Source organism: Microtetraspora sp. AC03309 (assembly GCF_020826795.1).
Classification (GTDB): domain Bacteria; phylum Actinomycetota; class Actinomycetes; order Streptosporangiales; family Streptosporangiaceae; genus Microtetraspora; species Microtetraspora glauca.
The window spans coordinates 68,156-86,029 of sequence record NZ_JADDIL010000022.1; the positions used below are offsets into that span (position 1 = coordinate 68,156).

Annotated in this window: 12 protein-coding genes; 5 read left to right on the forward strand and 7 right to left on the reverse strand. The window is 68.6% G+C overall.

What is annotated here, in order from left to right:
- Nucleotides 1–33: 33 nt before the first annotated feature.
- Together IMZ11_RS15500 and IMZ11_RS15505 are read right to left on the reverse strand one after the other, a co-directional pair.
- The gene (locus tag IMZ11_RS15500) at nt 34–972 is read right to left on the reverse strand and encodes an NAD-dependent epimerase/dehydratase family protein (protein WP_228641967.1); all 939 of its coding nucleotides are present in this window, start codon (nt 970–972) and stop codon (nt 34–36) included.
- A complete protein-coding gene (locus IMZ11_RS15505; RefSeq protein WP_228641970.1) occupies nt 969–2,105 on the reverse strand; it encodes a glycosyltransferase in 1,137 nt (378 codons plus the stop codon). The genes IMZ11_RS15500 and IMZ11_RS15505 overlap by 4 nt, the downstream gene beginning before the upstream one ends.
- 497 nt (nt 2,106–2,602) lie before the next feature.
- Here IMZ11_RS15505 and IMZ11_RS15510 point away from each other — a divergent pair, with 497 nt between their 5' ends.
- Nucleotides 2,603–3,715 carry a glycosyltransferase gene (locus IMZ11_RS15510; RefSeq protein WP_228641972.1) on the forward strand — a complete coding sequence of 371 codons (1,113 nt, stop codon included), beginning with the start codon at nt 2,603–2,605 and terminating at the stop codon, nt 3,713–3,715.
- Nucleotides 3,715–5,637 (forward strand): asparagine synthase (glutamine-hydrolyzing), encoded by a 1,923-nt coding sequence (gene asnB, locus IMZ11_RS15515; RefSeq protein ID WP_228641974.1) that lies wholly within the window; start codon nt 3,715–3,717, stop codon nt 5,635–5,637. Before IMZ11_RS15510 ends, asnB begins: the two co-directional genes overlap by 1 nt.
- A 57-nt stretch (nt 5,638–5,694) precedes the next feature.
- Here the strand turns inward: asnB and IMZ11_RS15520 are convergent, their stop codons facing one another.
- The 5 genes from IMZ11_RS15520 to IMZ11_RS15540 all read right to left on the reverse strand — a co-directional run bounded on the left by IMZ11_RS15520 (nt 5,695) and on the right by IMZ11_RS15540 (nt 13,181).
- Nucleotides 5,695–8,043 carry a hypothetical protein gene (locus tag IMZ11_RS15520; protein ID WP_228641976.1) on the reverse strand — a complete coding sequence of 783 codons (2,349 nt, stop codon included), beginning with the start codon at nt 8,041–8,043 and terminating at the stop codon, nt 5,695–5,697.
- A 124-nt stretch (nt 8,044–8,167) separates the two neighbouring features.
- On the reverse strand, nt 8,168–9,058 hold the full coding sequence (locus IMZ11_RS15525) for a bifunctional 2-polyprenyl-6-hydroxyphenol methylase/3-demethylubiquinol 3-O-methyltransferase UbiG (protein WP_228641978.1): 891 nt from the start codon (nt 9,056–9,058) through the stop codon (nt 8,168–8,170).
- Between the two features lie 291 nt (nt 9,059–9,349).
- The gene (locus IMZ11_RS15530; protein WP_228641980.1) at nt 9,350–10,726 is read right to left on the reverse strand and encodes a lipopolysaccharide biosynthesis protein; all 1,377 of its coding nucleotides are present in this window, start codon (nt 10,724–10,726) and stop codon (nt 9,350–9,352) included.
- A 64-nt stretch (nt 10,727–10,790) separates the two neighbouring features.
- Nucleotides 10,791–11,900: a glycosyltransferase family 4 protein gene (locus tag IMZ11_RS15535; protein ID WP_228641982.1), complete on the reverse strand. Its 1,110-nt coding sequence runs from the start codon at nt 11,898–11,900 to the stop codon at nt 10,791–10,793.
- A gap of 21 nt (nt 11,901–11,921) precedes the next feature.
- A complete protein-coding gene (locus IMZ11_RS15540) occupies nt 11,922–13,181 on the reverse strand; it encodes a hypothetical protein (RefSeq protein ID WP_228641984.1) in 1,260 nt (419 codons plus the stop codon).
- Between the two features lie 284 nt (nt 13,182–13,465).
- On the opposite strand from IMZ11_RS15540, the gene IMZ11_RS15545 reads away from it, so the two are divergent.
- The 3 genes from IMZ11_RS15545 to IMZ11_RS15555 all read left to right on the forward strand — a co-directional run bounded on the left by IMZ11_RS15545 (nt 13,466) and on the right by IMZ11_RS15555 (nt 17,825).
- Complete coding sequence (locus IMZ11_RS15545; RefSeq protein ID WP_228641986.1) at nt 13,466–15,841, forward strand: hypothetical protein; 2,376 nt, start codon at nt 13,466–13,468, stop codon at nt 15,839–15,841.
- A 74-nt stretch (nt 15,842–15,915) separates the two neighbouring features.
- Nucleotides 15,916–17,064 (forward strand): dTDP-4-amino-4,6-dideoxygalactose transaminase, encoded by a 1,149-nt coding sequence (gene rffA / locus IMZ11_RS15550; RefSeq protein WP_228641987.1) that lies wholly within the window; start codon nt 15,916–15,918, stop codon nt 17,062–17,064.
- Nucleotides 17,064–17,825 carry an N-acetyltransferase gene (locus IMZ11_RS15555; protein ID WP_228641989.1) on the forward strand — a complete coding sequence of 254 codons (762 nt, stop codon included), beginning with the start codon at nt 17,064–17,066 and terminating at the stop codon, nt 17,823–17,825. The genes rffA and IMZ11_RS15555 overlap by 1 nt, the downstream gene beginning before the upstream one ends.
- Nucleotides 17,826–17,874 lie beyond the last annotated feature (49 nt).

The window sequence follows — 17,874 nt, forward strand, 5'->3', positions numbered from 1 at the left end:
TTGAGAACGAGTGGATCGGGAGATACGCGCGAATCAGGCCCGCTCCGCGGTCTTCTCGAACCACTCCACGGTCAGGCGGAGCCCTTCGTCCAGCGGCACCGGCCGGATGTCCGGGAACATGTCGAGAAGCAGCCGGGGCGACGCCTGCGACTCGCGGATGTCGCCCACACGCGGAGGCAGGAACTCCGTCTCGACCGGCCGGCCGAGCACCGCGGCGAGCGCGTCCTTCAGGGACAGCAGCGAGATCCGCGTCCCGTACGCGAGGTTGACCGGGGTGCTGCCGCCCACCCGGCGGATCACGGCGTCGGTGAGCACCTCGGCCACCGATCCGACGTAGGTGAAGTCGCGTGCCTGCGTGCCGTCCCCGTGGACCGGAACCGACCGCCCGTCGAGCGCGGCGGACACGAACATCGGGATGACCGCCGCGTACGCGTGGCCGGCCGGCTGCATGGGGCCGTACACGTTGAAGAAGCGGAAGGGCAGCACCCGCAGGCCGAAGCTCTCCGCGAACGCCAGCGCGTACGCTTCCGTGGCGAGCTTGCTCGCGCCGTACGGGCTGAGCGGCCGGGTGGGCAGCTCCTCGTGCTTGTACGGCTCGGCGCAGTTCCCGTAGACGGACGACGAGGACGCCAGGATCACGTGCGGCCTGGTGGCCCGGCACGCCTCCAGGACGTGGAGCGTGCCCGTCGCGTTGACGGCGTGTGATGCCAGCGGGTCCATCAGCGATCTCGGCACCGAGGGGAGCGCGGCGAGGTGCACGACCGTCGTCGCCCTCGGGATGAGGTCGGCCAGCAGCTCCCGGTCCAGAATGCTTCCCGGGACCAGGTCCACCCCGATGTCCTCGACGTTCCGCCGGTCTCCGGTGCTGAGATCGTCGAGCACCGTGACGCTCTCGACCTCGGGACGGTTGACGAGCGCGCGGCAGAGGTTCGCGCCGATGAAGCCGGCGCCACCCGTCACAAGGATCCTCATATGTTGGTTCCCTCCGGTGTAAGGCGGTGCCGGGAGGCGCCGCGAAGTGATCGGTACAGGGCCTCGGTGTCGGCGACGAGACGTTCGACGCCGAAGGCGCCCGTTGTCCAGTCACGGGCCGACGAGCCCATCCGAGCGGCCGCACCGGGATCGGACAGAAGCCGCACGACGTGCCCGGCGAGCGCGGCGGTGTCGGGCTCGGCCAGTAGCCCGGTGTGCCCGTCGCGTACCACCTCCGCGACGCTGCCGACACGGGTGGCGACGACCGGGGTCCCGGCCATGCCGGCCTCCACGAGCGTGAGCGGTGTGCCCTCGTTGTCCGAGGTCAGTAGCACCACGTCGGCCGCCGCGTAGACCGTCTCGACGTCCCTCCGCCACCCCAGCAGGTGGAAGGCGTCCCGGACGGGCGCGATACCGCGCTCCGTGTCCTCCCGCAGGTCGCCGTCACCGCAGACGACGAACCTGCAACCGGGAACGCGGTGGAGTACCGCGCCCGCCACGTCGAGGAAGCGGTCGGGCCGCTTGACCCGGGTGAGCCGGCCGACGTAGGCGACGACCGGCGCGTCGAGGGGAAGTCCCAGCTCCGCGCGGGCCGCTTCCCGGCCGGGCACCATGCCCAGCCGTACGCCGGGAGGGATGACGACGTACTGCTCCGGGCGGCCGATCCCCGCGGCGAGCAGCTCGTCGCGCACCCGCGCTCCGACCGTCACCAGGCGGTCCGACATCGAGGCGAGCGCCCTTTCCGTCCGCACGTAGAGGCCCAGCTTGGCGGGGGAGAAGTACCCGTGCAGCAGGTGGCCGTGGAACACGTGGATCCGCGCCGCTCCCACCCCCGACAGGCGGGCCGCCGTACGGCCGAGCGCGCCTGCCTTGGCCGTACGCGTGTGCACGATGTGCGGCCGGAACCTGCGCATGGCGCTGACCAGACGGAACATGGCACGGAAATCATCGGTCGGGTTGATCGATCGGCCCAGGCCGCGCACCCGGTGCACCCGTACGGACGTGTCGCGCAGGCGCAGATGGTCGCCCTCGTCGCCCTCGACGTAACCGGTGTAGAGGCGGTGGTCGAACTCCTCCGGATTCAAACCCTCCGACAGTCCCAGCACCTGCGTGGCGGGTCCGCCGACATTCATCCGAGCGATGATTTCCATGACACGAATCCGGCTGTCCCTCTTCATCGGGCTCCTCGCTGACATGCCTGCTTCACGCCGGAGAAGCTAACTTGGCCGCGAGTCTTCCCATAGATGCGCTCACTGTGGCGGCGAAGAGTTTCCGAATTCGGTACGCGAACATGATCCAGCGCTCGCCATTCCATGAGGCTGGGGGCGTGGCCGATCACAACTGTGGCGATGTGGATCTGGGGCCCGCCGTCCGCGCCACAGGTGTCCGTGCAGGCTGAGTTTGCCGCAAAGAAGAAGCCAAGGGGCCGTGTGTCGCTTGTGGCGGACCGCCGCCTCGTCGATTCTCCTTGCGTTTGCGGGAGTGTTGGGGGAGTCGGCGTAAAAGCGCTTTCCGGCAACTCTGGGCCGCGATCCCGGATGGCACAGAAGAAAAGTCGGTGTACAGATACGTGAATATTCATTCAAATTCTCACCGCAATGATGGGGCGCGGCGCCCGGAGGTGAGCACGATGAGGGGTCTCCGAGTGTGCGAGGTCGTGAAGACCCTGAACGTCGGGGGAGCGGAGGTGCTTCTGGTCGAGCGGCTTCTGATGGCCAGGAACCGAAGCGCGAACCGCGCCGTGGACTACACGGTGATCTGCCTGCGGGCCTCGACCGGTGAGCTCATCGAGCGGCTACGCTCAGCCGGAGTCACCGTCATCGATCTCAGCGCGTGCCCGCGCACGCTGGTCTACGCCAGACTTGTCGCCGCGGTCCGTCGGATCGCGCCGCATGTGTTGAACGTGCATTCTCCGGCGCCCGCCATCGCGCTCCGCCCGTTACTCAGGTTCGCGAGGCACCGGCCCGCGCTCGTTTCGACGGTCCACAGCGAGCGATGGCCGAAGACGATGTATCTCGACCGCCTCACCCGAGGGCTGGACGACCGCACCGTGGCCGTGTCACCGCAGGTGGCACGGTCTCGCGCCGTCATCGGCGCCCGCCACGTGCTGACCCGCATGCACGGTGTCGACGTGCGCGAGCAGTGGCGGTGGGCGGCCCAGGCGAGCGTCGTGCGGCGCGAGTTCGATGTCGACGAGAACACCTTCCTGTGCGCCTGCGTGGCCAACTTCCGGCCGCAGAAGAATCACCGCATGCTGCTCCAGGCGGCCCGGGAGGTGGCGCGGACCCGCCCGGACGTCGTCTTCCTGCTCGCCGGTGACGGTCCGTTGCTGGACGAGGTCACCCGCGAAGTGAGGGAGCGGCGCCTCGGCGACCACGTGCGCGTCCTCGGGCCGGTTCCCGATGCCAGAAGGCTGGTCGCGGCGGCCGACCTGCTGGTTCTCAGTTCCCACTACGAGGGGCTGCCCGTCGTGGTGATGGAGGCACTCGCGGCGGGGGTGCCCGTCGTCTCCACCCGGGTCGGGGGAGTGCCCGATCTGATCATCTCGGGTCGGAACGGGATCCTGACCGAACCGGGCTCGCCTGAGGCGCTCGCCAGAGCCGTGGTTCAGGCGATGGAGCCCCAGACGCACCGTGAGCTGCGAGCCGGCGCCCTGGCCAGTGCGGACAGGGTCGACATGGCCGGCACGGCGGAATGGTTCGAAGAGCTTTATGAGGACGTGGTCAGGAGCGTGAAGGCCTGATGTGTGGAATCGCGGGGATCGCGTCGACGACGGCGCCTGATCCGGAGATCGTCCGCCGGATGTGCGATGTGATCGCGCACCGGGGCCCCGATGGTGCGGGCTTCTACAACGACGACCGCGTGGCGCTGGGGATGCGACGTCTGGCGATCATCGACGTGGCGACCGGTGACCAGCCCGTCCACAGTGAGGACGGACAGGTCGTCGCCGTCTTCAACGGCGAGGTGTACAACTTCGCCGAGCTGCGGCAGGACCTGGCGCGGCGCGGGCACACGCTACGTTCGACGGGCGACTCCGAGTGCCTCGTGCACCTCTACGAGGAGTACGGCGCCGACATGGTCCACCGGCTTCGGGGGATGTTCGCCTTCGCGGTCTGGGACCGGGCCAGGGGACGGCTCCTTCTCGCGCGGGACCGCGTCGGCAAGAAGCCGCTGTACTGGCGATCCGACGGCGAGACCATCTGGTTCGGTTCCGAGCTGAAGTCGCTCGAGCAGGACCCCGGCATGTCCCGCGAGACGGACCCGGTCGCCCTTCATCACTACCTCTCCTATCACTACGTCCCGGCACCATGGTCGATCTACCGGGAAGCGCGCAAGCTCCCGCCGGGCCACGTACTCGTCTGGGAACGGGGCCGCGCCACGCTGCACCGCTACTGGACGCCCGACCCGGCCACACGCGAGGTGGCCGACGAGAACGAGGAGGAGGAGCGGCTGCGCGAGCTGCTGCTGGAGGCCACCAGGATCCGTATGGTGAGCGAGCGCCCCGTCGGGGCGTTCCTGTCGGGAGGGATCGACTCGTCGGCGGTCGTCGCCGCCATGGCGATGCAGAGCCCGGAGCCGATCAGGACGTTCTGCATCGGGTTCGAGGACAGCAGGTACGACGAGCGCCACAAGGCGCGGATGGTGGCGGACCGGTACGGCACCGATCACCACGAGCTGGTCGTCACGCAGGGCATGCTGGATGTGCTGCCACGTCTCGCCGGGCACTTCGACGAGCCGTTCGCCGACTCCTCGGCGATTCCGAGCTTCTACGTCGCGGAGCTGAGCCGCAGGCACGTCACGGTCGCCCTCAACGGTGACGGCGGAGACGAGTCCTTCGGCGGCTACCAGCGCTACGCTCTCATGAACATGGCCCGCCGGATTCCCGCGCTGCCGCGTCCTCTGGCCGCGGCGGGCGCGAGGCTCGGCGCCACCATCGTGGAGCGGAGTGACTACGGCACGCTCAGGCGCCGCCTCGGCCGTCTCATCAGGTTCGCCGCCGAGCCGCCGTCACGCCGGTACGCCGGACTGATGTGCTGCTGCACCGAGGACCAGAAGTGGGGCATCTACAGCGACGAGCTGCGCGTTCTGCTGTCCGAGGTGGACAGCGGCGCCCTGGTCGAGGATCTCTTCCTGCGCTCGCGGGCCGAGACCGACCTCGGCCGCGCTCTGGACGTCGACATAGCCAGCTATCTCCCGGGAGATCTGCTGGTCAAGGTCGACACCACCACGATGGCCCACTCCCTGGAGGGCAGGTCACCGTTCCTGGACCACCACCTGATGGAATGGGCCGCGGGTCTGCCCGCCTCACTGAAGGTCCGCAACCGCCAGACCAAACTGCTGTTGAGGCGGGCGGTCGCCCCGTGGCTCCCAGGGGAGCTGTTGGACTACCCCAAGCAGGGGTTCGGCGTCCCGCTCGCCGCCTGGCTGCGCGGCGAGTTGCGCGACCTCGCCTGGGCGGTGCTCACCGACGGCACCGCGCGCGGCCGGGGCCTGTTCCGGCCGCCCGCCGTACGCGATCTGCTGCTGCGGCACATGGGCGGCGCGGACCACAGCGCCATCCTCTGGCCCCTGATGCAGTTCGAGCTCTGGGACCGGGCCCGCGCCGTTCAGGCGAACGTCGGCGTGGCATGCGCGGGGGACCCGACCGGCTCGGCGAGGGGCTGACAGCGAACGCATGAGGGGCATCGCGATGGCGGTGCCCCTCATACGCGTTCCGCGGAGTCAGCGCGGATCGACCGGGATCTCGTAGACGGCGAAGTCGCCGGAGCGGAATCGCGGGATCGCGTAGTTCGCGATCCCGTGCTCTCGACCGGTGTTCCGTTCGTCCGCGAAGAGCCAGCGGACGCCGTAACGTGCCCGCAGACGCCGGATCGACTCCCGGGACGGCTGGAGAAACGCCTGGTCGTTCGAGCGGAGCCGGTCGGCGTCCCAGAAATCGGTCGCATTCCGCTGGCGACCTGGCTGCGGCCGATCCCAGTTCGTCACGGTGTAGGTCCATCCTTCAAGCAGGACGCGCCGTTCGGTGAGGGCGCTCACCCAGGAGTGGCGGCCGTCGCAGTAGTCCGCTTCGTATCCCCAACGGCAATGCCCGTTCGTGGCGACCACGTCGTCGGCATCCGAATGGTCGCGCAGCCATCGCCCGGCGGTCAGGGCACCCCGAGGCACCGCGGTTTCCGTCGAGATCGCGGGGGCTCCCGCCGACTCGGCCCGGGTGGCGGCGTGGGTCACCGAGAGGACGCGCGCGTGCGCCTCCGCGGGCAAACCCATCGCCGCGGCCATCGACAACGTGAGCGCGAAGCCCGCGGCGCCCCGTCGCGCGATCAGGGCGATCGCCGTCGCCCCGAAGAGAAGCAGCAGCACGACGTAGGGCAGAAACAGGAGTACGTCGGACCGCCCCTGAGGTTGCGGGATTTCGACTCCGCAGGCGAGAGGGATCAGGTAGGCGAAGGCAAGGCCGACACCGGCCACGGAGGCCACCCTGACACGGGAGACACGCGTAGCGCGGACGAGAACGACCAGCCCGTACACCGCGACGATCCCCATGTAGGGGAAGGTGGCCCTGAGGAAGTAGAGCTGATCGAGAGCCTGGTTCCCGAACAGAAGGGCCATGCCGAGGCCGGCGGCACCCATGCTGACCATGATGACGACCGCGGGGCGAGCCAGCAGGCGCGGCCGGCTCAGCAGCCCCAGCACCCCGGACCAGGTGATCCCCCAGCTCATCAGGTACACGAGGATGAGGCCGATCGCCGCGGTCAGGGCCGGAGGGTCCGCCTGTCCGGTGAGATCCCTCCACACGTGCGCGGGGAGAACGAGGAGGGAGAGGCTCAGACCCTGCCGGGCCCCCTGGAACAGCACGATCTGCGCACAGAGAAGGCAGGCCGCGGTCATCCCCAGCGCGAGGAGAGGGGATCGCGGCCACCGGCGGTTCTTGGCCGCTTCCACGGCGGCGACCGCGGCCAACCCGACGGTCAGCAGCGGAAGGTAGGTCGCCTTGGCGCCCATCAGCGCGACGAGGAACACGGCGAACAACATCCATCTGCCGCCGGCGCGTGACCTGCCTTCGAGAATTTCGACGAGCAGGAGGACGACCGGTGCGAACAGGGTGGCGCCGAACGTCTGGCTCGGGCTGTTCCATGCCGCGTCCTGAATCCCACCCCACGTGAATATCCCGTTGCTGCCGAGATAGAGGCTGGGAGCCGCCATGAATATCGCCGCCACGACCGCCAGGAGCGCTCCGACCCGTGTCTTCATGACGCGCAGGGCGATCGTGCCCACGAGGACGACGAGCACGGCCAACATGGGCAGCATGGCGAGGCGGAGAAGCAGGACGACCGGCTCGATTCCGGTCACCCAGCTCGTCGCGGCCATTTCCGCGTGGACGAACCAGTGATAGAAGAGCGGCTCTCCGGCGACCCCTGGAGTCGTGGGAGGCATGTGGTGTTTCAGTTCACCGATCAACGACAGGTGAAACGACGCGTCGACATTGGAAAGTCCGAGTGCCGGCCAGGTCAGGGCGTTCGCTCTGAAGAACGCCACCGCGCTCCAGGCGACCAGATATGCGACCGTCAGCGCGATCGACCACGACCACCACAGGGGTACACCCCGGCGGTGCGAACCTCTCCAGTGACGGCGCAGCCGGGGAACGACGAGGAAAAGCGTGTACGTGCCGACGGGCCAGGCCAGGACGAGCAGCGGCATGCCGGCCGCGCGTGCGGGGATGTACGCCAGCACTTCGAGCGCGTAGCCGAGTGCCAATCCCAGAGCGATCTCCTCTGCCAGGGATCGAGCACCGCCGTACAAGGACCGGACCACAAGTACACCGGGAAGCGCCAGGCCCAGGGCCACATAGGTGGCGAAGACGGCGATGTCCGGGACGGAGACGCCGTAAAAACGCAGCGCGGCGACGGTGAACGAGCCCAGAAAAGCCGCGGGCAGCCACCGTTGCCTCAGAATGCTCCGCGAAAACCGGTTGAGACGATATCGGCGGGCCGAAGGAATATTCTGCCGAGCGGTCCCCGTGTATTCTCCGGACGTTTCCGGTGAATTCTTTATAAGTGGCCCCGTGTCCATGGGGGTACCGTAATGGCTTGCGTTTGATCGGCGAGATCGGACACGGACTGTTGGCTTCTTCCTTGTCAAAGATTGTAGGCACGGCATGGTTGCCGGCCGGCCGTTTCCCGGTGGGGCCGGACGGTTACTTCACACCGCGCACGACGTATATGCCGCGATGGCGCTCGATGGAGACCTCGCTCAGCGCGAGATCCCTGGTCCACCGCTCGAGGCGGCGGCGCGTCTGCGGGCTCTCGTACCGTGGGGCCAGCCAGTCGAACGTGTCGAGCACGGACCAGTTCCGCAACATTCGGTGGTCCTTCAGATTCAGGTAGCGGTGGTTGGCGACGGGCACCAGCCGGGCCAGGAGCGGCCCCGCTTTCGGCACCGCGTGGAGCGCCATGGACAGGGGCAGCAGGCGGGGCGCCGTCTTCTCCACGAGGGAGTAGAGCGTGGCCGGAGGCATTCGCCGGGTGAACGGGCGCAGCAGGTGCCGCGGATGCGTGTAGGCCACCATCGCGGCGTACACGTCCACGCAGAACCGGCCGCCGGGACGCAGGTAGCGGAACATGGTCTTGAACGTCCGCTCGACGTCGGGGGTGTGCTGGATGACCCCGAAGCAGAGCAGGTAGTCGAACGACTCCTCCGGGAACGGCATCTCGTAGATGCTCGCCTGGACCAGGCGCAGATTGGGGAAGCGTCCGTTGGAGGCGGCGTTGGCGTGGACGGCGCTGGAGATGTCGAGGGACGTCACCTCGGCGCCGGCCTCGCACAGGATCTCGGTGAACCGCCCGGCGCCGCTACCGCATTCGAGCACCCGCCGGCCACGCAGTCCGTCGGCCGTCCAGCGGCTGGACCGGAAGAGCCGGTCGCGGGATATCGGCAGACCGGAGTGCGAGTCGAGCTGGGTCAGCCGATGCTGGTTCCACTGGTATCCGAATCCCTTCGCGTAGTTGTCCGCGGGGACGAACCGGGGAACTCCGCGGTCGACAGGGTACGTCGCGGGGCACGCGTCGCACCGCAACCCGTCCTCCACGCGAAGACCACCGCGACAGCCGGGGCAGCGAAGCTCGGACCACCATGCGCGCGGTGTGTCCGTGCCGGCGGAAGCGTGTTTCGAGAGAGTCATTGGACACCTATCGGTGAGACGGGAAGGACCGTGATGGCGTCGCCGTCCGATCGCGAATTGTAAGGATCATCGTACGGAGGGTCACCTCGCGGACACGCGTGTTCCGCCGGTGTGTCTCGACACGGACCGTGAGATCGTCGCTCGTCCCCCTGACATGGATCGGATTTCCCGGGAGAGGACGACGGTGTCGGCACGTCGTCACACTCTCTGGAGCGGGAGCGCCGCCCGTTCCGCCGGGGTGGGCGCCTCCGATCGGGGGGCTGTGACGGTGACGCGGCCCAGCATCACCAGCCAGAAGCCACTGCCGAGGGCGGCGAGAGCCAGCGTCCCCGACGCGAAATGGAGAGCGGTCGCCACGGTGCCGGACGCGGACCAGTGCGCCACGAGGAGAGCCGCGACGAGAAGGGTCGCCTCGGCGGTGAGATAGGAGAGCCGCCAACCCGGCTTTCCCACGCCGAGGGCGAGGATGTTGGACCAGCACGCGATGCCTTTGACGCATGCGGTGCAGAGAAGGAGCATCGCCACCGCGCCCGCGTCCGCGTACTCCGTTCCGTACGCCATGGCGATGACGGTGCCGATCAGTGGGAACGTGACCACCGCCGTCACCACCCCACTCACGGAGAGCAGCAGAGAGGTCCGCCTGACGATTCGTTCGATGAACGCCGATCCGGTCCCCGTCGCGACGGCCTGGGTGATCCGGGGGAGCAGCATCGTCGTGACCGGGATGGTCAGGTTGGCGTAGAAGCGGCCCGGAGCCATCGCGATTTTCAGGACGGTCACGAGAGACGGCCCCCCGAGGAGGCCCGCGATCGTGAGGATGCCCGTGTCGGAGATACCGGCGACGGTGGTCCCCACCGACGTCTTGAAGGTGAACGGGATCAGCCCGGCAGGCAGCCGTGCGCGCTCCGTCACCGGCCCCAGCGCGGATACCGTCGCTCGCGTCGCGGTCAGGCAGATGACGGCGGCCATGGCCAGCGCGCCCGCCGCCTGCCCGGCGAGGTAGAGCAGGGGACCACCGGCCGACAATCCCACGAGCGACAGGCCGAAGGACAGGAGCGCGGCCAGCACTCGGAGCATGCCGAATGTCCGCAGCCGGTTCGCCAGCGCGAGTCCCGCGCCCGCCGTCGCGTACGGGACGATGGCTCCCCGTCCGACGACGGCGAGGGCGAGCATGAGCGCGAGACCGTCCGGGACGAGGCCGAGCAGCCGGGCGGCCAGCACCGCCACGAGGGCGAGCGCGGTCGCGGCGAGGCCGATGCCTGTGCTCCAGCGCAGCAGGAGGAGGAAGAGCGCTGTCCCCCTGCCACTGCGCCGCTGCTCCAGCGGGACGAAGCGCTGAGTCGCGTCCTCGAGGCCCGGGTTGGACACGAGGAACCAGAGCCCGGCAACGGACTGGGCGAAGATGACCTGACCGGAGATCTGCGTGCCGGTCATCCGGACCAGGGCGATCAGGCTGAGCGTGGGGAGAACGGCCTCTCCGAGCCCGGCCGAGCTCAGCGACGTGAAGGTCAGCAGTTGCCGCCCACCTGGTAGCCGGACGTGACGAGTGGATCTACTGCGCGTGTTGATGGACATGACCGAAACCCCTTCACCCACCGAACAGACAAGATCATCCGGCTGCGGCCTGTCACAGGGCCGTTCATCTCGCCGTCAGGACCGGCACCCGGTGGGAGGTGACCATCTCGTACCAGCGCTCGATCTGCGCGGCCACCAGCGGCCAGTCGAGGTCCTCCGCGGCGCGGACGCCGCGCTCGCTCATCCGCCGGCGCGTTTCGTCGTCGTCCAGGAGAGCGTGGAGCCGGGCGGCCAAGTCGGCTGCGTCCCCCGACCGGAATATCCGATAAGCGTCCCGCGGGACCACCGGGTCCAATGTGGACTCCGATGAGGCGAGAACGGCGGTGCCGAGCGCCAGCGCTTCCAGCGCGGCGTTCGGGATCCCCTCGCCTATGCCGCGCAGCCGCTGCGACGAGTGCACGAGGACCTCGGCCCGGTTCACCAGTGAATAGACGCGGTCGGGCGCGATGTGCCCGGTGAACTCGATCCCCGGACCGGTGGCCGCGAGTCGCTGCAAGCGGTCTCGTTCCGGTCCCTCTCCCGCTATGACGAGGCGGGCGTCCGGACGTACGGCCCGCACCCGGTGGAACGCCTCGATGGTCAGCTCGTGGTTCTTCACCTTCACCAGCGAACCCACGCTGATGATCAGTCCACGCCGGACCCGGCCGCTGTCACGAAATCCGGCGAGCCGGCCGACGTCCAGACCGGCCGACGTCATGCGGATGAGGCGGTCGGGGACGCCGACGGTGTGCAGGTCCGCCCTGGGACGTGTCCCCGCCACGATGAAGCCGCCGACATGGCGGAACGCCCACGGCATGATCGCGCGATGGCGCATCGTGAGGGCCCCGTGAATGTGGAGCATCAGCGGAATGCCGAGGCGCCGGGCGGCGGAGCCGAGCGCGAGCGCCTCCCGGTGATCGCCGTGCAGGTGGATGACGTCGGGCGCGGGCACGCGGGAGAGCGCCTCGGCACACTCCATCGCGAAGGCGATCTCGTCTGACTTGAGGGACACCGCCCGGCTGGCCCCGGTGCGCGTCAAGGGCATCGGCGCTGTGCCTCGCGGAAGCTCGCCCCGCCGGTGCGCGACGATCACCTCGTGCCCGCGTGGCAACTGCGCTCGGATGAGGCGTTCGATGTGGAGCTCCATGCCTCCGGGCTCCGGCGGCAGTCGATACGCGATGTGCAGAATTCTCATGACGACTTCCTGTGGTGCGTGTCAGGGACCGACAGCCGGCGCCGCCTCCGTCGGCCGCGCGGCGGGCGGTGTGGGAGGGCCGGGCGGAGCATGGCCGTGGCGCTGCGGCATCCGGGTCCAGGCGACCGCGGACAACAGGCTCACGATCATGACGATCGGCATCCGCTGCCGGAAGATGAGACCGATGTTGGACATGGTCGTCGCGTACACGATCGTGCAGGGCACGATGAAGAGCAGCAGGAGCATCAGGACTCTTCGGTCCTGAACCCACAATTGCCGTGTTCCTCGCGCCGCGCAGAAGAGCAGGTAATACCAGACCAGGGTTTCGATTTTCGCGAGCTGGAGCACCATGCTTCCCCCCATCCAGGGAAACGGTGACAGCACGGTGTAGACGAGTTTCGGCGCGAAAGCGCTCCATGGGTCTCCGCCGTCGTCGAAGACGACCCCGGATCCTGTCTCCGCGTTCGCGAGGCGGACCGCTTCGGACTGGCCGAGCTCAAGCTGTTCCTGCATCGTTTCGACAGCCGCGTTCGGAGCCGCTCCCGGAAAGAACGCGAGCGATGCCAGTACCCCCGCGAGAAGGGCGAGGGTGCAGAAGGGGAGAGCGCGCCTGGCCCCGACGAAACCGAGGACGAGCGGCAGCCCGCACATGAACACCATGTAGGGGCGTACGTTCCACAGAGCCCACAGCAATGGTGCGAGCAGCAGCACTTTCCGGATGTCGAATCTCTGCACGTTCGACGTGGCCAGCGCCAGGCACGACACGACGAGGAACACGTTGAAACCGTCTTTGAAGGTGTCCGACGTGTGCAGCAGGAACGCGGGCATGAACGCCATCAGGACGAGGAGGCGGAAGGAGGAACGCTCGTCGGCGCCGATGACCCTGGCGAACCTGTACATGACGATGCACAGAGCGCACGCCATGAGCGCTATCACAGATGTGCAGGCCAGGAGAGCCGGACCGCCGCACACATACATGATGAGCGCGAAGACGTTGCACGGCACCGCCACGGAGTAAAGCGAGGGAATCTGGTCGGAGGTGACGTACTGGAATCCCTCACGCTTCCAGTACGCGACGATCTCCAGTGCCCTGTGCTCATAGGTGTAGTTGTCGCCCCCATACGGCAGCAGGGTCCGCATGACGAGGACGTGGATGACCAACCGGGCGACGAAGGCCAGCAACAGCACCCGCAAGGCCCGTCGTGCCACGTGTCCATCCAGGCAGGACTGAACGAGGAAGACGAGTATCGTCGCGGCCACCGCGACAATTATGTACTCCACAAAGAATCACCCGAATGATGTTATGGCGGGGACGTTCCGGGACGTCCGGCCACTGTAATCGGGGGAGTCTGAAAAGGCGCCGGACGCATGGCCGCGCGATATTCCAAGCCCCCGTAAAGAATCGAATACGCACCTGGCGGGGAGACGATGGCACGCCGCCGGGGACCGTGAACGGTTTCTCGTCCGCCAAAACGGCTTTGACGACAACAAAGGCATGGCAATGAAACGGTGGTCACGCTGCGTCGGAGCCGCCTCCCGGCACGCGTGTCGCCAGTCTTGCGGTCATGGACACGATCTCACCCGTTCACGGTTCCACGTCGGGCTCGCACACGCCCGAACGGATCGCGGACGTGGGCGGGTCCGCGGAGGGCGGGCGGCCCGCCGGCCGGCGCCGGAGGGCGGCCGCGTTCCTGACATCCCGGTGGCTGCCCGCGATCGCGGCGTCCGGGCTCAGCGTCGCGGTGCTCCTCCACTACGGTGTGTCCGTTCGCGACCTGGTCGTCTTCAGCGCGTACGTGCTCCTCTGCGTCGCCGTTCCCGGCGTGCTCCTGATCCGCGCCCTGTACAAGGGCCGCCGTACGTGGGCCGAGGAGATCGCCCTCGGGCTGGCCCTGGGTTACGCCGTCGAGGTCTTCACCTACATCGCCGCCCGCGCGATCGGCCTGCCCCTCCTGGTGCTGGTCTGGCCGGCCACCACCTACGCGATCTTCATCGCCGTCCCCCGCCTGCGTCGGCACTGGAGGGGTGGGCGGCACACGGGCACGACCCCGCTCTGGTTCTCCTGGGCCCTCGTGCTGCTCGTCGCGTATCTGCTCGGATGGGGGGCGGCTTCCTATTTCGCGGTGACGCCGCTCGACTGGCCGGGGCTTGCCGCCGCCCCGCCGGACGTGGCGTTCCATCTGGCTCTGACCGGCGAGCTGAAGCATCAGATGCCGCCCATGGTGCCGATGGTCGCGGGCGAGCCCCTCTCGTATCACTGGTTCGTCTACGCGCATTTCGCGGCGTCGAGCTGGATCACCGGCGTGGAGCCGCTGGTTCTGGTGAACCGTATCGGCGTGCTGCCCATGCTGCTCGCGCTCGTCGTGCTGTTCGGAATGACCGCGCGACGTGTCACGCGCTCCTGGACCGCGGCGCTGCTCGCCACGGCAGGCACGGTCATGGTCGCGATTCCGGGCTTCTTCGTCGGCCAGAACGGGCCGTTCAGCTGGGGAGGAGTGCCGGATCTCGCGTGGACGAGCCCCACGCAGACTTTCGGGGCACTCCTGTTCGCCACGGTCGTGCTCCTTCTGATCGATCTTCTGGAGCACAGGCACACTGGCAGCGCGTGGATCCTGCTGGCGATCTTCCTTCTGGCGGTGATGGGGGCCAAGGCCACCTATCTGCCCATGCTCGGCGCGGGGCTCGCGGCGATCACCCTGGTCGAGGCCGTCAGACATCGGAGGTTGCACCGGCCCGCGCTCGTGGCACTGGGGATGACCGCGGCCTGCCTCCTGTACGCGCAGTGCGTGCTGTTCGGCGGGGCCCGGTCCGCCATCGTGATCGCGCCGCTGTTCTTCATGCGCACCTGCTGGCAGGCGTGGAGGGGGCTGAGCGCGGCGGTCGATCCTCCCACGGGCTCCCTGGTCGGTGTCACGTCGGTGTTCCTGCTGAGCTTGGTGGTCATGTGGTCCGGAATCCTCGGCCTGCTGAGCCGGGCGCGGTCACTCACGCGCCACAGCGTGATCCTCATGCTCGGCATCGGAGTGATCGGGCTCGGCACGGCACTCATGCTCGGCCACCCCGGTCGCAGCCAGCTCTTCTTCATGTACGGCGCCTACCCCTACCTGGTGATCCTGTCGGTGTACGGGCTCCTCGTACTGGTGCGGCGAGCGCGGGTGCCACGCAGGGCGGCGATCTGTGCGGCCGTGGCCGGAATCGCCGTCGCGTACCTGATCCCCTTCGTCTGCGGCGTCACGATTCCGCTGGGCCGAGGCCAGGGCGACAGTGTCCTGTACCGGCCCTATCTGGTGCTCGTGGCCGTTTCCGCGTTGGCGGGGACATTCCTTCTCCGTACCTGGGGCGGGTACCGCGCGTGGGCGCTCATGTCCGTCGCTTCCGTGGCGATCGCCCTGCAGGCGGACGTGCAGGGTCACGTCCTGTCGGTGCTGCCCCGCGTGGTCGGTGGCGGGCTGCACGAGGCGGCCGGGTCCACCGAGTTCCAGGAGTCCCAAGCCGTCCAGAGCACCCTGACGGCCCCCGGCCTCATGGCGGCCGGCCGATGGCTGCGTTCCCACTCGGATCCGCGCGACCTCATCGCCACGAACGCTCATTGCCGGCCCGATGGGCAGGTCGCGTGCGATGAACGCCATTTCTGGGTCGCCGCGTTGAGTGAACGGCGCGTACTGGTCGAAGGATGGGCCTTCACCGGCAGGAACATGAGTCAGTGGCGGCCGGGCACGTTCCCGGAGTATCTACCGTTCTGGGACCGCGAGCGCCTGCGCGCGAACGATCTGGCCTTCACCTCGCCGTCCCGCGACACGATGGAACGGCTGCGCGACCGGTACGGCGTGCGCTGGTTGTTCGTCGACGAGCGAGACGCGAGCTCGCGGATCGGCGCGTTCGCGACACTGCGATTCCGATCTCCCGGCTGCGCGATCTACGAATTGCCGCGCGCCGCGTAAGGCTTTCGCAATGGCTCGCCAAGCGGCGGCGGCGCCGCGGGAGGCGGCGTAGCCGCCCGTTATTCACTGCACTCGTGACAACAGCCGACACGATTCCCTTCAACAGACCGCACGTCGCCCGGAACGAGCTGGAGTATCTCGCCGAGGCGGTACGTCGCGGATCCACGTCCGGTGACGGGCCGTTCACAGCGCGGGCCACCCGGCTGTTGACAGAGATCACGAAGTCCCGCGGCGCGTTGCTGACCACGTCGTGCACACACGCCCTGGAGATGAGCGCGCTCCTGCTCGACCTGCGGCCGGGCGACGAGGTGATCATGCCGTCGTTCACCTTCGTCTCGACCGCCAACGCCTACGTTCTCAGGGGCGCGGTGCCGGTGTTCGTCGACTGCCGTCCGGACACGCTGAACATCGACGAGCGGCTCGTCGAGGGAGCGATCACGGACCGCACACGAGCGGTCGTCGTCGTCCACTACGCGGGGGTCGCCTGTGACATGGAGACGATCGGCAAGCTCTGCGAGCGGTACGGCCTCGCCCTGATCGAGGACAATGCCCACGGCCTGGGCGGTTCCTACAACGGCAGACCACTCGGCTCCTTCGGCGGGCTGGTGGCGCAGAGCTTCCACTCGACGAAGAACGTGCAGTGCGGTGAGGGCGGGGCCCTGCTGATGAACGACCCGGGGCTCGCCTCGCGCGCGGAGATCATCAGGGAGAAGGGCACCGACAGGAGCAGGTTCTTCCGGGGACAGGTGGACAAGTACCGCTGGGTCGACGTCGGCTCGAGCTACCTGCCCTCCGACATCCTCGCCGCGATGCTCACCGCGCAGTTCGAGTCCTTCGACAGGATCCAGTCGATGCGACACGCCGTCTGGGCCAGGTACCACGAGGAGCTGGCCGGCTGGGGGGAGGCGAACGAGGTCCGCCTCCCGATCGTCCCCGACGATTGCGAGCACCCGGCGCACCTCTACTACCTGCTGCTCTCCGACCTTGAGAACCGGCAGGCGTTCATCGCCCACCTCGCCGGGCACGGCGTGCAGGCGACCTTCCATTACCAGGCCCTGCACTCCGCCCCCGCGGGCGCCCGGCATGGGCGGGCGGCGCCCGGCGGATGCCCGGTCACCGAGGAGGTGGCCGACCGTCTGGTACGGCTGCCGCTGTTCGCCGACCTGGACGAGGACGACGTGACCCGCGTGATCGACGCCGTACGCTCCTTCACGGTGAGCTGATGGGCTGGCATGAGGTGATGGAGGCGGAGGCCGTGCGCACCGCGGCGTCGCCTTTCGAGTCCGCCAGGTTCGGCCGCTCCGTCGAGCGACTCACCGTCTCCGCCGAGTCGGCCGCTGAGCTTGCCGACGTGCGCGCGGTGATCCTGGCCTCGGACGCCGACATCATCATCCTGCGCTACCCGGCCGAGCGCGTCGGCTGGTTCGCAGGGCTCACCACGCTGGGCCGCACCGCCATCCCCGCCGACTCGCTCACGTACTGGCGGTTGCGTGTGGGGGAGGGGAGGGCGCCCGATCCCGAACCCGGGATATGGCCGGGGGGCGCACCCGCCGCCGCCGACGTGCGGGCGCTGGTGCGCGGCATCTTCGGCGCGTACGGCAACCACTACCTGGCCAACCCGTTGTTCGACGCGGTAGCCGCACTCGACGGCTATGAGGAGTGGGCGCTGAGGTCGGCGGCGCAGGGGGCCTGCGTAGTCGTGTCGGGCCAGGCGGGCGTGCTGGCGCTCGCCACGCTGGAGGAGGACACAGTGCGTACGGAGATCCTGCTCGCCGGTGTGGTGCCCGCGGCCCAGGGGCGCGGTGTCTACGGGCACCTGCTCCGCGCGGTCGAGGACCGCGCGGCGTCACGTGGGGCGGCCGAGGTGGTCATCTCCACTCAGGGACACAACACACGGGTGCAGCGGGCGTGGGGGAGGTACGGCTTCGAGCCGGTGCAGACGGTGCTGACGGTCCACCTGATCCGGAACCGGCTCCTCGTGTGAAATGCCCCGGCCGGTCGGGCTTCGGGCATACCTGATGTCCGGGATCCAC

Excerpts from the sequence above, each read along its gene's own strand:
- IMZ11_RS15545 (WP_228641986.1), top strand. The coding sequence starts at position 13,466 with ATGGACACGATCTCACCCGTTCACGGTTCCACGTCGGGCTCGCACACG.
- asnB (WP_228641974.1), top strand. The coding sequence starts at position 3,715 with ATGTGTGGAATCGCGGGGATCGCGTCGACGACGGCGCCTGATCCGGAG.
- IMZ11_RS15505 (WP_228641970.1), bottom strand. The coding sequence starts at position 2,105 with ATGAATGTCGGCGGACCCGCCACGCAGGTGCTGGGACTGTCGGAGGGT.
- IMZ11_RS15500 (WP_228641967.1), bottom strand. The coding sequence starts at position 972 with ATGAGGATCCTTGTGACGGGTGGCGCCGGCTTCATCGGCGCGAACCTC.
- IMZ11_RS15510 (WP_228641972.1), top strand. The coding sequence starts at position 2,603 with ATGAGGGGTCTCCGAGTGTGCGAGGTCGTGAAGACCCTGAACGTCGGG.
- IMZ11_RS15535 (WP_228641982.1), bottom strand. The coding sequence starts at position 11,900 with ATGAGAATTCTGCACATCGCGTATCGACTGCCGCCGGAGCCCGGAGGC.
- IMZ11_RS15555 (WP_228641989.1), top strand. The coding sequence starts at position 17,064 with ATGGGCTGGCATGAGGTGATGGAGGCGGAGGCCGTGCGCACCGCGGCG.
- IMZ11_RS15520 (WP_228641976.1), bottom strand. The coding sequence starts at position 8,043 with ATGGACACGGGGCCACTTATAAAGAATTCACCGGAAACGTCCGGAGAA.
- IMZ11_RS15530 (WP_228641980.1), bottom strand. The coding sequence starts at position 10,726 with ATGTCCATCAACACGCGCAGTAGATCCACTCGTCACGTCCGGCTACCA.